13 protein-coding genes are annotated in these 14,235 nt (G+C 69.7%); 7 read left to right on the top strand and 6 right to left on the bottom strand.

The window, feature by feature from the left end:
- Nucleotides 1-50 precede the first annotated feature (50 nt).
- Both H4Q84_RS03140 and H4Q84_RS03145 read right to left on the bottom strand, forming a co-directional pair.
- Nucleotides 51-881: an ABC transporter permease gene (locus H4Q84_RS03140; protein WP_248581952.1), complete on the bottom strand. Its 831-nt coding sequence runs from the start codon at nt 879-881 to the stop codon at nt 51-53.
- Nucleotides 878-1,852, bottom strand: coding sequence for an ATP-binding cassette domain-containing protein (locus H4Q84_RS03145; RefSeq protein ID WP_248581953.1), 975 nt, complete (start codon nt 1,850-1,852; stop codon nt 878-880). The genes H4Q84_RS03140 and H4Q84_RS03145 overlap by 4 nt, the downstream gene beginning before the upstream one ends.
- A 58-nt stretch (nt 1,853-1,910) precedes the next feature.
- Between H4Q84_RS03145 and H4Q84_RS03150 the strand changes: the two genes are divergently transcribed.
- The 3 genes from H4Q84_RS03150 to H4Q84_RS03160 are packed head-to-tail and all read left to right on the top strand — an operon-like array spanning nt 1,911 to nt 4,544.
- Entirely contained in the window at nt 1,911-2,858 is a 948-nt protein-coding gene (locus H4Q84_RS03150; RefSeq protein WP_248581954.1) for an ABC transporter ATP-binding protein, read from the top strand.
- Nucleotides 2,855-3,634, top strand: coding sequence for an ABC transporter permease (locus H4Q84_RS03155; protein WP_248581955.1), 780 nt, complete (start codon nt 2,855-2,857; stop codon nt 3,632-3,634). Before H4Q84_RS03150 ends, H4Q84_RS03155 begins: the two co-directional genes overlap by 4 nt.
- Nucleotides 3,635-3,638: 4 nt before the next feature.
- Complete coding sequence (locus H4Q84_RS03160) at nt 3,639-4,544, top strand: COX15/CtaA family protein (RefSeq protein WP_248581956.1); 906 nt, start codon at nt 3,639-3,641, stop codon at nt 4,542-4,544.
- On the opposite strand, the gene H4Q84_RS03165 is transcribed toward H4Q84_RS03160, so the two are convergent.
- From H4Q84_RS03165 to H4Q84_RS03180, 4 genes are all read right to left on the bottom strand, one after another.
- Nucleotides 4,531-4,824: a hypothetical protein gene (locus H4Q84_RS03165; RefSeq protein WP_248581957.1), complete on the bottom strand. Its 294-nt coding sequence runs from the start codon at nt 4,822-4,824 to the stop codon at nt 4,531-4,533. The genes H4Q84_RS03160 and H4Q84_RS03165 overlap by 14 nt on opposite strands.
- Nucleotides 4,825-4,867: 43 nt before the next feature.
- Nucleotides 4,868-5,671, bottom strand: a complete 804-nt coding sequence (locus H4Q84_RS03170) for a hypothetical protein (RefSeq protein WP_248581958.1) — start codon at nt 5,669-5,671, stop codon at nt 4,868-4,870.
- 56 nt (nt 5,672-5,727) lie between these two features.
- Nucleotides 5,728-6,489 (bottom strand): glycosyltransferase family 2 protein, encoded by a 762-nt coding sequence (locus tag H4Q84_RS03175; RefSeq protein WP_248581959.1) that lies wholly within the window; start codon nt 6,487-6,489, stop codon nt 5,728-5,730.
- 189 nt (nt 6,490-6,678) lie between these two features.
- Complete coding sequence (locus tag H4Q84_RS03180) at nt 6,679-7,569, bottom strand: heme o synthase (RefSeq protein WP_248583598.1); 891 nt, start codon at nt 7,567-7,569, stop codon at nt 6,679-6,681.
- Between the two features lie 186 nt (nt 7,570-7,755).
- On the opposite strand from H4Q84_RS03180, the gene tkt reads away from it, so the two are divergent.
- From tkt to zwf, 4 genes are read left to right on the top strand one after another with little or no spacing between them, the layout of a single operon-like run.
- On the top strand, nt 7,756-9,858 hold the full coding sequence (gene tkt, locus H4Q84_RS03185; protein WP_282580305.1) for a transketolase: 2,103 nt from the start codon (nt 7,756-7,758) through the stop codon (nt 9,856-9,858).
- Nucleotides 9,859-9,910: 52 nt separating this feature from the next.
- Nucleotides 9,911-11,017, top strand: a complete 1,107-nt coding sequence (gene tal / locus H4Q84_RS03190) for a transaldolase (RefSeq protein ID WP_248581960.1) — start codon at nt 9,911-9,913, stop codon at nt 11,015-11,017.
- Nucleotides 11,014-12,660, top strand: coding sequence for a glucose-6-phosphate isomerase (locus H4Q84_RS03195; protein ID WP_248581961.1), 1,647 nt, complete (start codon nt 11,014-11,016; stop codon nt 12,658-12,660). The genes tal and H4Q84_RS03195 overlap by 4 nt, the downstream gene beginning before the upstream one ends.
- Nucleotides 12,660-14,183 carry a glucose-6-phosphate dehydrogenase gene (zwf, locus tag H4Q84_RS03200; RefSeq protein WP_248581962.1) on the top strand — a complete coding sequence of 508 codons (1,524 nt, stop codon included), beginning with the start codon at nt 12,660-12,662 and terminating at the stop codon, nt 14,181-14,183. Before H4Q84_RS03195 ends, zwf begins: the two co-directional genes overlap by 1 nt.
- The last annotated feature ends 52 nt before the right edge of the window (nt 14,184-14,235 follow it).

Raw genomic sequence — 14,235 nt, forward strand, 5'->3', positions numbered from 1 at the left:
GTTAATGATTCCGAGGATTCAAGTAAGGCTCCCCTCACCTGATCGGGCCCTCAGGTCGCCGTACGCCGCTGGAACGCACGCAGGGCCAGCGGAGCAAGCACGGCGATGAGCACGACCGTCCAGACCAGCGTGGTGAGCACCGGGTGCTGGAGGGGCAGGGCTGCGTCGTCGGGCGCGGGCAGGGCGTTGCCCCACAGCTCGCGGACGGCCTGCACGAGCGACGAGATGGGGTTCCACTCGGCGATGGTGCGTAGCACCGCGGGCATGTTGTCGGTCGGCGCGAACGTGTTGGCCAGGAACGTGATCGGGAACATGGTGGCGAACATCAACCCGTTGACCGCCTCGACCGAACGCATGGCCGAGCCGACGAGGATACCGAGCCAGATCATCGCGAAGCCCCACAGGAGCAGCAGCAGGTAGGCCAGCACGGCGTCGAAGAAGCTGCCCCGGATGCGCCAGCCGATGGCCAGTCCCGTGAAGGACATGATCACGATGCCGATGCTGGAGTGCAGCAGGCTGGAGATGCTGCGCCCGACCAGCACAGCGGCGGGGTTGATGGGAAGGGAGCGCATCCGGTCGACGATGCCCTTGTCGATGTCGGCCGTGAGACCCACGGCCACGATGAACGACGCGAACGCGATCGTCTGGCCCATGATCCCGGCCATCAGCCACTCGCGGTAGCCCGCCGGCGAACCGGCCACGGCGATGGAGCCGCCGAAGACGAAGGCGAACAGCAGCACAAACATCACCGGCTGGATGGTGACGTCGAGCAGCATCTCGGGCATCCGCTTGATGTGGATGAGATTGCGCCGGGTGATCGTCAGCGACTGGCGCAGCAGCCCGGTGTCGCGGATCTCGGGGCGTTCGATCTGGGTGGTCACGAGGCGACCTCCTCGGTCTGCTCGGTGGTCTCCTCGGCGCGGTGGCCGGTGAGGCGGAGGAAGACGTCGTCGAGACTCGGCCGCTTCAGCCCGAGGTCGTCGAGCTCGATGTCGCTGTCGTCGAAGATGCCGGCGATCCGGGTCATGGCCCGCAGGCCGTCGGCCGGTGCCGTGAGCTGACGGGCGCCCTCGTCGATGTGCACCTCGTCGACCACCTGACGCAACAGCACCTCAGCCCGGGGCAGGTCGGAGGCGTCGGAGACGGTCACCACGACAGCCGACTGCCCGGAGCGGTTCTTGAGCTCGAACGCGGTGCCCTGCTCGATGACCAAGCCATGGTCGATCACCACGATCTGGTCGGCCAGCTGGTCGGCCTCCTCGAGATACTGCGTCGTGAGCAGCAGAGTGGTCCCGTCGCGAACCAGCCCGCGCAGCACGTCCCACAGCTCGACCCGGCTGCGGGGGTCGAGGCCGGTGGTCGGTTCGTCGAGGAACAGCACCGGCGGGGTCGCCACCAGGCTGACGGCGAGGTCGAGCCGGCGACGCATGCCGCCGGAGTAGGTCTTGACGATGCGGTCACCGGCGTCGGTGAGCGAGAAGCGCTCGAGCAGGTCGTCGCCCGCGCGCTTGATGTAGCTCGACGACAGGCCGTAGAGCCCGCCGATGAGGCGGATGTTCTCGCGCCCCGTCAACAGCTCGTCGACGGTCGCGGCCTGACCGGTCAGCCCCATGCTGCGGCGTACGGCGCGGGGATCCTGGATGACGTCGTGACCGGCGACGCGGGCGGTGCCACTCGTGGGCTTCGAGAGCGTCGTCATCATGCGCACGGTGGTGGTCTTGCCGGCACCGTTAGGCCCCAAAAGGCCCAGCACGCTGCCCTCGGGCACCGAGAAGCTGACCCCGTCGACCGCCACCTTGTCGTCGAAGTGTTTGACAAGGTTGTCGGCCTCGATGGCCGGGGTGGGAGTCATGGTCGCGAGCGTAGGGGTGGCCACCGACATTGCGGAACCGGATTACTACACTCACCGCGTGCCTGACCGCCCGTCCGACCTCGCCGTCAGTGTCGACGGTCTGGTCATGCGGTACGGCGACAAGGTTGCCGTCGACGGTCTGACCATGGGCGTCGAGCGGGGCACGATAACGGCCGTCCTTGGGCCGAACGGCGCCGGCAAGACGACCACCCTGGAGACGTGCGAGGGCTACCGCACACCGCAGCAGGGCAGCGTCACGGTGCTGGGCCTCGACCCGCGTCGCGACCGGCGCGAGCTGCTGCCCCGCCTCGGCGTGATGCTGCAGGGCGCCGGCGCCTGGTCGGGCGCCCGGGCGATGGAGATGCTGCACCACATCGCGAGCCTGCACGCACATCCCCACGACGTCGACGCGCTGGCCGAACGGCTCGGTCTCGGCGAGTGCGGCAGGACGCCGTACCGGCGTCTCTCCGGCGGGCAGCAGCAGCGTCTCGGGCTGGCGATGGCGGTGGTCGGGCGCCCCGAGCTGGTGTTCGTCGACGAGCCCACCGCCGGGATGGACCCACACGCCCGGCGCGCGACGTGGGAGCTGCTCACCGACCTCCGCGCCGCCGGGGCGACCGTGGTGCTGACCACTCACCTGATGGACGAGGCAGAGCGCCTCGCCGATCGCATCCACATCATCGACCACGGAAGGCTGCTCATCTCGGGCACGCCGCTCGAGCTGACCCGAGGCGGCGGCGGCAACGCCACCATCCGCCTGGTCGTCACCCGCCCGTTCCCCGAAGGTGCGCCCGAGTCTCTGGGTGCCGCGCTCGGACCGAACGCCGTCGTCACCCAGCTCGACGAGTTCAGCCTGGTCGTCACCGGCCCCGCCGACTCGACCACCCTCGGCATCGTGTCGCGCTGGTGCGAGCAGCACGACGTGCTGCCCGAGTCGCTGACCCTGGGCCAGCGCAACCTCGAGGACGTCTTCGTCGAGCTGACCGGTCGGGGGCTGCGCCCGTGAGCCTGGACCTGACCCCCTCACCCGGTGCGGCACCGCTGCGTCGGCAGGTGTTCTCGCAGGCACGCATGGAGGCGCGGCTGATGCTGCGCAACGGCGAGCAGCTGCTGCTGGCCGTGGTCATCCCGCTGCTCGTGCTCATCGGTGGGGTGCTGGCCGTCGACCGGGTCGGCCTCGACCTCGACCACCGGCCGATCGACGTACTCACCCCGGGTGTGCTGGCGCTGGCCGTGATGTCGACGGCGTTCACGTCGCTGGCGATCGCGACCGGCTTCGAGCGCAGGTACGGCGTGATCAAGCGCCTCGGCGCCTCCCCGCTCCCCCGGCACGGCCTGCTGCTCGGCAAGATCCTCGCGCTCCTGGTCGTCGAGGGGTTGCAGGTCGTGGTGATCGTGGTCGCTGCCACGCTGCTCGACTGGCAGCCGTCGTCCGCTGGTGTCTTGGATGTCGCCCCACCCGCTGCGCTGGCGATGCTGCTCGGCACCGCCGCCTTCGCATCGCTCGGGCTGTTCGTCGCCGGGGTGCTGCGGGCAGAGGCCACGCTCGCGGCCGCCAACCTCGTCTACCTGCTGCTGATGGCCGGCGGCGCGGTGGTCATCCCCGCCACGTCGTACGGCGGCTTCGGCCAGGTCGCCGAGTGGCTGCCGAGTGGCGCGCTGGGCGAGGCGATGCGGGCCGCCCTGATCGACGGCGCCCTGGACGGCCGGGCGATGATCGTGCTGCTCGCCTGGACGGCCGTCGGCACAGTCCTGACCGCGACCACCTTCTCCTGGGAGTGACGCAGTGCCAGCCCTGATCGACCGTCTCGCCAGGCCGCTGGCGCGCTTCCTGTGGCCGCTGGCCGTGGCGAACCTGGTGGTCAACATCGGCATCGTCGTCACGGGTGGCGCCGTCCGGCTGACCGGCTCCGGCCTGGGCTGCCCGACGTGGCCGAAGTGCACCGAGGGGTCCTACGTCCCGCACGGCGAGCTGGGCATCAACGGCGCCATCGAGTTCGGCAACCGGATGCTCACCTGGGTGCTCGTCGCGGTCGCGATCCTGTGCCTGCTGTCGGCGATCGGAGCCGGGCACCGGCGTGCGGTCCGGCTCTCGACACTCGTGGCTCTCGGCATCCCGGCCCAGGCCCTCCTCGGCGGCGTCACCGTCCTCACCGAGCTCAACCCGTGGATCGTCTCGCTCCACCTGATGGTGTCGATGGCGATCATCGGGGTCTGCGTGGTCCTGGTCGACGCGTTGCGGGGGCCGGGGCGCAGAGCTGCCGACACCCGCACCGCCAGGCTGGGCTGGCTGGTGTTCGCCACCGCATGGGTCGTGCTCTATCTCGGCACGGTCGTGACGGGCAGCGGTCCGCACAGCGGCGACACCGACTCGCGTCGTACCGGACTCGACCCGCAGGTGCTGTCGCACGTGCACGCGTCAGCTGTCTACGTTCTGGTGGCGCTCACCATCGGCCTGCTCGCGCTGGCCCACCGCACCAGCGACGAACGCGTGTCACGCGCCGCCGGGCTGCTGCTGGTGATCGAGCTGGCGCAGGGCCTGGTCGGGTTCGCGCAGTACTCCCTCGACCTGCCCGAGGCGCTGGTCGCCCTCCACATGCTCGGCGCGGCCGTACTGTCGGCCAGCGTCACGTGGGCGGTGCTCTCCGCGCGCTGGCGCAGCGTCAAACCGACCGTCCTCAGTCGGCCCTGACGGCGTCGACCCGTTGTGACCAGGCCACGAGTGCATCGTAGGTCTGGGTCGGGCGGAGCGCCGGGTCGAGCATGGTCCAGGCCGCCGGTGCGCCGGCGGTCGGATGGAGCTGCCACGACAGGACGAAGACGTACGGCGTGCACGTCGTCGACTCCATGGTCTCGGTGAGGTAGCGGGCGCGGGTCGCGTCGTCGACCGGCTGCGACACCGGCCCCGGCGCCGCGGAGTAGCCGAGCTCCCCGATGTAGATGTCCTTCTCACCGTCTCCGTGGTCACCCATCAGGTCGTGCATCCGCCGGAAGCCCGCGAACGTCTGGTCATACTCACCGAACGGGTAGCGGTCGTAGGAGCCGTTCGGGTCCCCCGCGCTCGGAGGGCGAGTGCCGGTGGAGGGATGCAGCCCGCAGCCCGAGCATGTCGAATGGCCGGCGCTCCCCCGGTGAGTCGTCCAGCGCCTGGTAGAGGGCGGTGAGATATCCGAGGTCGTTGTTGCTGAGGCCACCCGAGATCACCACGACGTCGGGGTCGATGCGCTTGACCACGGGATAGGAAGCCTGGAGCAGCGCGGAGAACGCGCGCGGATCAGGTCCCGACGACCAGCGGGTCGCCTCGTTGGGCTCGTCCCAGATCTCCACGTAGTCGACCCGGCCGCGCACGTGCAGCATCACGTCGGAGACGAACACCGACCACGCGGCCACCTCCTGGTCGGTGAGCGGCGGGCGCCAGGTGGCGTCCGGTGCCGCGCCGGTGACCGCCCAGGTGGGCATGCCCACCAGTTGGAGACGTACTCGTTTGTCGGCGGCACCGGCCGCGTCGATGATGCTGTCCAGGGCCCTCCAGTCGTACGACGCGGACGGGTCGGGCCGCAGGGTGCGCCACGAGACCTTCGTGGAGATGATCGACGCGCCGGCCCGGTCGGCGAGGTCGACGAGCCGACCGACGGTCCCCTCCGTGAGCAGCCCGCCCAGGTCCACTTCGCGTACGCCGAGATCGACGAGCGGCCCGGGCTCCGACCGGGTCGGGGCACAGGACGTCTTCGCGAGCGACGCGGCCGGCTCGATCGAGTCGACCCGGCTGCTCAGGACCATCGACGCGAGGGCCACGGCGAGGGCACTAATCCCGGCCATGAGCAGCAGCCACTGTGGACGGGCTCGACGCGATGCTCCGGCCTGGGCCGGTGCGGTCACGAGACGACCGCAGCCCGAGTGACGGGCACCCGACGCCGCTCCCTGAGCAGAGTCCACAGCACACGCAGGCCCGCGCGTGCGACGTGGAACGCGCCCACACCCTGGCCGTTCGACACCCCGGTGACGGGCACCTCGGTGATGACCGCCTCAGCAGCGGCGAAACGGCAGTTGATGACCGTCTCGATCTCGAAGCCGTCACCCCACAGCATCTCGCCGTGCCGCGGCGCGGGCAGCTCGTGGTCGGGCAGGTCGAGCATCGGCGCCAGGTCGGCCCAGAAGGCGTTGTAGCCGTAGCAGAGATCGCTGAGCTCCTTGCCCAGCACCCGGCTCGTGATGCCGGCGGGCCACGCGCTGCCCCGGCGGCGTAGTCGGCTGGCCTTCGCGAAGTCGGCGCCATCAACCAGGGCCGCGACGAACCGCGGGATCTCGTGCGGGTCGGCACTGCCGTTGGCGTCGAACGTCACCACGACGTCGCCGGTGACCTCGGCGAAACCGGCGGCGAGGGCGTTGCCCTTGCCGTGGCGGCGCTGCCGGATCACCCGGATGTCGGGCATCAACCGGCGAGCGGTTGCAACGGTGCCGTCGACGGACCCGCCGTCGACAAGGATCACTTCGTGCACGAATGGTAAAGCAGGTAGCACCAGCTCGAGGTTGCGCGCTTCGTTGAGCGCGGGCACCACGACGCTGACTCGCGGCCGGGTCGGTCGAGTCGCTGTAGCGACGTTGCCGGCCTCGATCCGTTCGCTCGTCACGGACATCTGGAATCCCCCCGGATTCGGTATGTAAAATTTTCAGAACTTGTGCGGCACAGACGTCGTGTCCGACATCCCGAGCGTGGAGGTCACGACGACCCGCACAACGAGAGATGCCCGGAGTGGTTACGTCTCAAACATGAAGCTTCCACCCGACTAGCCCATTGCCGCCCGGTCGGGTCTTGGCTGGCGGAGTCAGCGCGTCAGCAGCGGGTCGAGTGCGACCGCCACGAAGAGAAGCGAGAGATAGAGGTTGGAGCTGTGGAACAGGCGCATCGGCGCGATCACCGACAGGCTCTCCGACGTCTTCGCCCGGCCCCACATGCGGTAGGCCTCGACGATGAACGCCGCACCGAGGACCGCGGCGGCGACCGGGTAGACCGGACCGGTGCCGGCCACGGGCCACAGCAGCAGTGAGGTCGCGACCATCACCCAGCTGTAGACGACGATCTGCCGGCCGACCTCGCGCGCCGGGGCCACGACCGGGAGCATCGGCACGGAGACGTTGGCGTAGTCCTCGCGGTAGCGCAGCGCCAGCGCCCACGTGTGGGGCGGCGTCCAGAAGAAGACGACCAGGAAGAGTACGACGGGAGTCCAGGCCAGCTCGCCGGTCACGGCGGTCCAGCCGATCAGGGCCGGGAAGCAGCCCGCCAGCCCGCCCCAGACGATGTTCTGGGTAGTGCGGCGCTTGAGCACCATCGTGTAGACGAGCACGTAGAAGGCGTTGGCCACCACCGCCAGCACAGCCGACAGCGGGTTGACCCAGAGCGCCAGGATCACCGTGCTGAGCACGCCGAGGGCCAGGCCGAACACCAGCGCCGACGTCGGCGAGACGACGTGGCGCGGAAGCGCCCGTCGACGGGTGCGGCGCATCTGCTCGTCGATGTCGCGGTCGTAGACACAGTTCAGGGCCGACGCCGAGCCGGCGCTCAGGGTGCCGCCGATGACGGTGGCGACCACAAGGCCGAGTGACGGGATGCCGCGAGCGGCGAAGAACATCACCGGCACGGTGGTCAGCAGCAACAGCTCGATGACGCGCGGCTTGGTGAGGCCGACGTACGCCGCGACGACGTCCCTGAACGTGATGTCCCCGTCGCCGTGGCCACTGCTGCCCTCGTCGCCCGAAGCGGCGGCCGAGGAGGCCGACTGGCCGAGGTAGGTCACGGAGTTCCTCACAGATGAATGGGTACCGAAGGGCGCGGGTCGAGTCTAAACCCGTGCCTGAGTAGGCTCGCCCTCGACGTGCCCCCACCCGTTCGTGAAGGGAACCCCGTGACCCCCAACCCGTCGAAGCTCGACTGGAACGACCTCGACCAGAAGGCCGTCGACACTGTCCGCGTGCTCGCCATGGACGCGGTCCAGAAGGTCGGCAACGGCCACCCCGGTACCGCCATGAGCCTGGCGCCGGCGGCGTACCTGCTGTTCCAGAAGGTGATGCGGCACAACCCCGCCGACCCGCACTGGCCCGGCCGCGACCGGTTCGTGCTGTCGTGCGGCCACTCGTCGCTCACCCTCTATCTGCAGCTGTTCCTCGGCGGGTGGGGTCTCGAGCTCGACGACATCAAGGCGCTGCGCACGTGGGGCAGCAAGACGCCCGGTCACCCGGAGTACGGCCACACGGCCGGCGTCGAGACCACGACAGGCCCGCTCGGCCAGGGCATCGGCAACGCCGTCGGCATGGCCATGGCCGCGCGCCGCGAGCGCGGCATGCTCGACCCCAACGCGGCCGAGGGCGCCTCGCCTTTCGACCACCACATCTATGCGCTGTGCAGCGACGGTGACATCGAGGAAGGCGTCAGCGCCGAGGCCTCCGCCCTCGCGGGGGTGCAGCAGCTCGGCAACCTCACGCTGATCTACGACGCCAACCGGATCTCCATCGAGGACGACACCGACATCGCACTGGCCGAGGACGTCGCCCAGCGCTACGAGGCCTACGGCTGGCACGTGCAGACCGTCGACTGGACCCACGACGAGACGAAGTACTCCGAGGACGTCCCCGCGCTGTACGCCGCGATCCAGAAGGCCGAGTCGGTCACCGACCGGCCCAGCTTCATCGTGCTGCGCACGATCATCGCGTGGCCGGCGCCCACCCTGCAGAACACCGGCAAGAGCCACGGCTCCGCTCTCGGCGACGACGAGGTCGCGGCCACCAAGAAGGTGCTGGGCTTCGACCCCGACCAGACGTTCGAGGTGCCTGCGGGCGTGCTCGAGCACACCCGCGAGGCCGTGGCCCGTGGCAAGGCCGCCCAGGCCGCGTGGGACGACGAGTTCAAGCACTGGACCACCAAGCCGTCTGCCGACACCGAGCTCTTCGACCGGATGCAGACCCGCAGCCTGCCGGCCGGCTGGGCCGACGCGCTGCCGACCTTCGACGCCGACCCGAAGGGCGTCGCGACCCGCGTCGCCTCCGGCAAGACCATCAACGCGATTGCGCCCGGCATGCCCGAGCTGTGGGGCGGTTCGGCCGACCTGGCCGGCTCCAACAACACCACCATCGAGGGTGTCCCGTCGTTCCTGCCGAAGGACCGCTCCACCAAGATGTTCCAGGGCGACCCGTACGCCGGCCGCGTGCTGCACTTCGGCATCCGCGAGCACGCCATGGGTGCGATCATGAACGGCATCGCCGCGCACGGCGGCACCCGTGTGTTCGGTGGCACATTCCTCACCTTCTCCGACTACATGCGCCCGTCGGTCCGGCTGGCCTCGATCATGGGCCTGCCGGTCACCTACGTGTGGACCCACGACTCCATCGGTCTGGGCGAGGACGGACCGACGCACCAGCCGATCGAGCACCTCGCCGCGCTGCGGGCGATCCCCGGCCTCGACGTCGTCCGGCCGGGTGACGCCAATGAGACGGTGGCTGCCTGGGCGGCGATCCTCGAGCACACCGACCGGCCCGCCGGGCTGTGCCTGAGTCGTCAGAACCTGCCGGTCTACCCACGCGACACCGAGGGCTACAGCGACACCAGCAACGTCCGCCGCGGCGGCTACGTCCTGCTCGACACCGAGGGCATCCCCGACGTCGTACTCATCGGCACCGGTTCCGAGCTCCAGCTCGCCGTCGAGGCGCGCGAGTTGCTCGCCACCGACGGTGTGCAGGCGCGCGTCGTCTCGATGCCGTGCCGCGAGTGGTACGACGACCAGGAGGCGTCCTACCGCGAGACGGTCATCCCGCCGCACGTGAAGGCCCGGGTGAGCGTCGAGGCCGGCATCGCCCTCGGCTGGCGCGAGTTGGTCGGCGACCACGGCCGCATCGTCTCCATCGAGCACTACGGCGCCTCGGCCGACTACCAGCGCATCTACACCGAGTTCGGCGTCACGGCCGAGGCCGTCGCCAACGCCGCCCGCGACTCCATCTCGGCGGTCTCGGCCTGATCGAGGCACCCCCGCCACATCCACTGTTCGTCGACACGATCCGGGAGGATTCATGAGTGACAAGCTGAAGGCTCTGGCAGACGCGGGGGTGTCGATCTGGCTCGACGACCTGTCGCGTGAGCGCATCGAGACCGGCAACCTGGCCGATCTCGTCAAGGACAAGTCGGTGGTCGGCGTGACCACCAACCCGACCATCTTCGCCGCGGCGATCGCCAACGGCGAGCGCTACGACGAGCAGGTCGGCAAGCTCGTCGCCGCCGGCGAGCCCGTCGACAAGGTCATCTTCGAGCTGACCACCGAGGACGTCCGCAACGCCTGCGACATCCTGGCTCCGGTCGCGCAGAGCACGGCGCACGACGGCCGCGTCTCGATCGAGGTCGAGCCCGACCTCGCCAATGACACGGATGCCACCATCGGCTCGGCCAAGGCGCTGTGGGCAGCCGTCGACCGCACCAACGTCCTCATCAAGATCCCGGCCACTCTCGAGGGCCTGCCGGCCATCACGGCCGCGACCGCCGAAGGCATCAGCGTGAACGTGACGCTGATCTTCGGCGAGCAGCGCTACCGCGAGGTCATGGACGCCTACCTGACCGGGCTGGAGCAGGCGAAGGAGGCCGGCCGTGACCTCTCCACGATCCGATCGGTCGCGTCGTTCTTCATCTCGCGCATAGACACCGAGATCGACCAGCGCCTCGACGAGATCGGCACCGACATCGCACTCGCCCTGAAGGGCAGGGCCGCGGTGGCCAACGCGCTCGTCGCGTACGGCGCCTACGAGGAGGTCGTCGCCTCCGACCGCTGGCGCGCACTGGCCGACGAGGGCGCCAACCCGCAGCGGCCGTTGTGGGCCTCGACCGGCGTGAAGAACCCCGACTACTCCGACACCATGTACGTCACCGACCTCGTCGTGCCCGAGACCGTCAACACGATGCCCGAGAAGACGATGGAGGCGTTCGCCGACCACGGAGAGATCCTGGGCGACGTCGTGACCGGCAAGGCGTCCGAGGGTCGCGCGATCCTCGAGCGGCTCGGCGAGGTCGGTGTCGACTTCCTCGACGTGCTGGTGACGGTCGAGCACGAAGGCGTCGACAAGTTCAAGAAGTCGTGGACCGAGCTCGTCGAGACCGTCAAGGCACAGATGGCGAAGGCCAATCAGTGAGCGCCTCGAACACCGTCTCCGAGGCCGGTCTGTTCGAGCTGTTCGTCGGCTACCGCGACGAGAAGGCCTTCGCCGACACGGTCTCCACCCTCGTCGACGAGAAGTTCGCGTCTCGACTGGCCAAGCACGACGCCACCCTGTGGGGTGACGAGGCCGAAGCCGAGTCCGCCAAGAGGCTGGCCTGGGTCGACCTGCACTCCACCTCGCGGCCGCTGGTCGACGAGATCTACGAACTACGCGCCAACCTCACTGGTCAGGGGCTGACCCGGGTCGTGCTGTGCGGCATGGGCGGTTCGTCGCTGGCGCCGGAGGTCATCTGCGCGGCCAACGGCGTCGACCTCGTCGTACTCGACTCCTCTGACCCCGACTTCGTGCGCGCCGCGCTCGAGGACCACCTGGACCGCACCGTCGTCGTGGTGTCGTCGAAGTCGGGCGGCACCGTCGAGACCGACAGCCAGCGCCGGGCGTTCGAGAAGGCCTTCACCGACGCCGGCATCGACCCGAAGTCGCGCATCGTGGTCGTGACCGACCCGAGCTCGCCGCTCGACGGCTCGGCCACCGAGGCGGGCTACCGCGTCTTCCGCGCCGACCCCGACGTGGGCGGCCGCTACTCCGCCCTGACCGCGTTCGGTCTGGTGCCCAGCGGCCTGGCCGGCGCCGACATCACGCGGCTGCTCGACGAGGCCGCGGCCATGTCGGCCGCGCTTTACGCCGACTCCCCCGACAACCCCGGCCTGCGGCTCGGTGCGCTGCTCGGCGCCGCCAACCTGGCCGGTGTCGACAAGCTCGTGCTGGCCGACGGAGGTTCGTCGTACTCCGGGCTGGGCGACTGGGCCGAGCAGCTCGTCGCCGAGTCCACGGGCAAGGACGGCAAGGGCATCCTGCCGGTCGTGGTCGAGGGCAAGGACGCGCCCAACTTCTCCCCCAGCACCGACGACGAGGTGCTCGCGACGTACGGTCCCGACGGCCCGTCCGTCGTGCCGTCATCCGGCTGGGGCGTCACGGTCGACGCCACCCTCGGCGGCCAGCTGCTGCTGTGGGAGGTCGCGACAGCGGTGGCCGGCCGGGTCATCGGCATCAACCCGTTCGACCAGCCCGACGTCGAGAGCGCCAAGGCCGCCGCCCGCGAGATGCTCGAAGGTGGTGGCGACCAGCCGCGCCCGATGTTCGTGGACGGTACGACGACCGTCTACGCCTCCGAGGACTGGCTGCCGAAGGGCACGGCCACGGTTGCCGAGGCCGTGGCTGCGCTGCTCGACAACCTCGACGACGAACACGGATACCTCGCCGTGCAGGCCTACCTCGACCGGCACCGCGACGCCGCGCTGGCAGAGGTGCGTCCTGCACTCGCGCGTCGTACGGGCAGGCCGGTCACGTTCGGCTGGGGTCCGCGGTTCCTCCACTCCACCGGGCAGTACCACAAGGGCGGCCCAGACACGGGTGTCTACCTGCAGGTCACTGGGCAGCCGCAGGCCGACCTGGCCGTGCCCGACCGGCCGTTCACGTTCCACGAGTTCCTGACCGCACAGGCGGTTGGCGACGGCCAGGTGCTGGCCGACAAGGGTCGCCCGATGCTGCGACTGCACGTAGCCGATGCGGGCGACCTGGCCGCACTCGTCACCCTGCTCGGGCAAGGAGCCTGATGGACTACGTCAACCCGCTGCGCGACGTCGAGGACCGGAGACTGCCGCGCATTGCCGGCCCGTGCGGCATGGTGCTCTTCGGCGTCACCGGTGACCTGTCGCGCAAGAAGGTCATGCCGGCGATCTACGACCTCGCCAACCGCGGGCTGCTGCCGCCCGGCTTCAGCCTCGTCGGCTATGCCCGGCGCGACTGGGCCGACCAGGACTTCGCCCAGATCGTGCATGACTCCGTGAAGCAGTACGCCCGCACCGAGTTCCGCGAGGAGGTCTGGAAGCAGCTCGCCGAGGGGCTGCGCTTCGTGCAGGGCGACTTCGACGACGACGGCGCCTTCGAGACCCTGCGCCGCACGATCGAGGAGCTCGACCAGGCCCGCGGCACCGGCGGCAACTACGCGTTCTACCTCGCGATCCCGCCCGGGTTCTTCGGCTCGGTCGTCGGCCAGCTCCAGGAGCACGGGCTGGCCCAGTCGCCGGAGGACGCCTGGCGCCGGGTGGTCGTCGAGAAGCCCTTCGGCCACGACCTCGAGTCCGCGCGCGAGCTGAACGACACCCTCAACGGCGTCTTCCCGTCGGGCTCCGTCTTCCGCATCGACCACTACCTCGGCAAGGAGACGGTCCAGAACATCCTGGCGATGCGCTTCGCCAACAACATGTTCGAGCCGATCTGGAACGCCAACTACGTCGACCACGTGCAGATCACCATGGCCGAGGATGTCGGGATCGGCGGTCGCGCCGGCTATTACGACGGCATCGGCGCCGCGCGCGATGTCATCCAGAACCACCTGATGCAGCTGATGGCGCTCGTCGCCATGGAGGAGCCGACGTCGTTCGAGGCCGAGAGCCTGCGCATCGAGAAGCAGAAGGTGCTCGCCTCGGCGACGCTGCCGCGACGGCTCGACGTCAGCACCGCCCGCGGCCAGTACGTCGAGGGCTGGGCCGGCGGCGACAAGGTCCAGGGCTTCCTTGAGGAGGAGGGCATCAAGAAGTCCTCCACCACCGAGACCTTCGCCGCGATCACCGTCAACGTCGAGACGCGACGCTGGGCCGGCGTGCCGTTCTACCTGCGCACCGGCAAGCGGCTGGGCCGCCGGGTGACCGAGGTCGCGATCGTCTTCAAGCGCGCTCCGCACCTGCCGTTCACCGAGACCGCCACCGAGGAGCTGACCCAGAACGCCCTGGTGATCCGGGTACAGCCCGACGAGGGCATGACGCTGCGCTTCGGCTCCAAGGTGCCGGGCACCGCGATGGAGATCCGCGACGTCAACATGGACTTCGCCTACGGCGGGTCCTTCACCGAGGCCAGCCCGGAGGCCTACGAGCGGCTCATCCTCGACGTACTCCTCGGTGACCCGCCGCTGTTCCCGCGGCACGAGGAGGTCGAGCTGTCCTGGAAGATCCTCGACCCGGTGCTCGCGCACTGGGCCAGGAAGGGCAAGCCCGACACCTACGCGGCGGGCACCTGGGGCCCGCCTTCGGCCGAGGCCATGCTCGCCCGTGACGGCCGCACCTGGAGGAGACCATGAACTCACCCCACGAAGACCCTCGCTGCGCTCCCATCTCCGCTGGGAACCCGAC

The organism is Nocardioides sp. InS609-2 (assembly GCF_023208195.1).
GTDB lineage: Bacteria > Actinomycetota > Actinomycetes > Propionibacteriales > Nocardioidaceae > Nocardioides.

Coding starts and splice junctions, on each gene's coding strand:
- H4Q84_RS03145 (WP_248581953.1), bottom strand. CDS start 1,852: ATGACTCCCACCCCGGCCATCGAGGCCGACAACCTTGTCAAACACTTC.
- zwf (WP_248581962.1), top strand. CDS start 12,660: ATGGACTACGTCAACCCGCTGCGCGACGTCGAGGACCGGAGACTGCCG.
- H4Q84_RS03165 (WP_248581957.1), bottom strand. CDS start 4,824: ATGGGTGACCACGGAGACGGTGAGAAGGACATCTACATCGGGGAGCTC.
- H4Q84_RS03175 (WP_248581959.1), bottom strand. CDS start 6,489: ATGTCCGTGACGAGCGAACGGATCGAGGCCGGCAACGTCGCTACAGCG.
- H4Q84_RS03170 (WP_248581958.1), bottom strand. CDS start 5,671: ATGGCCGGGATTAGTGCCCTCGCCGTGGCCCTCGCGTCGATGGTCCTG.
- tal (WP_248581960.1), top strand. CDS start 9,911: ATGAGTGACAAGCTGAAGGCTCTGGCAGACGCGGGGGTGTCGATCTGG.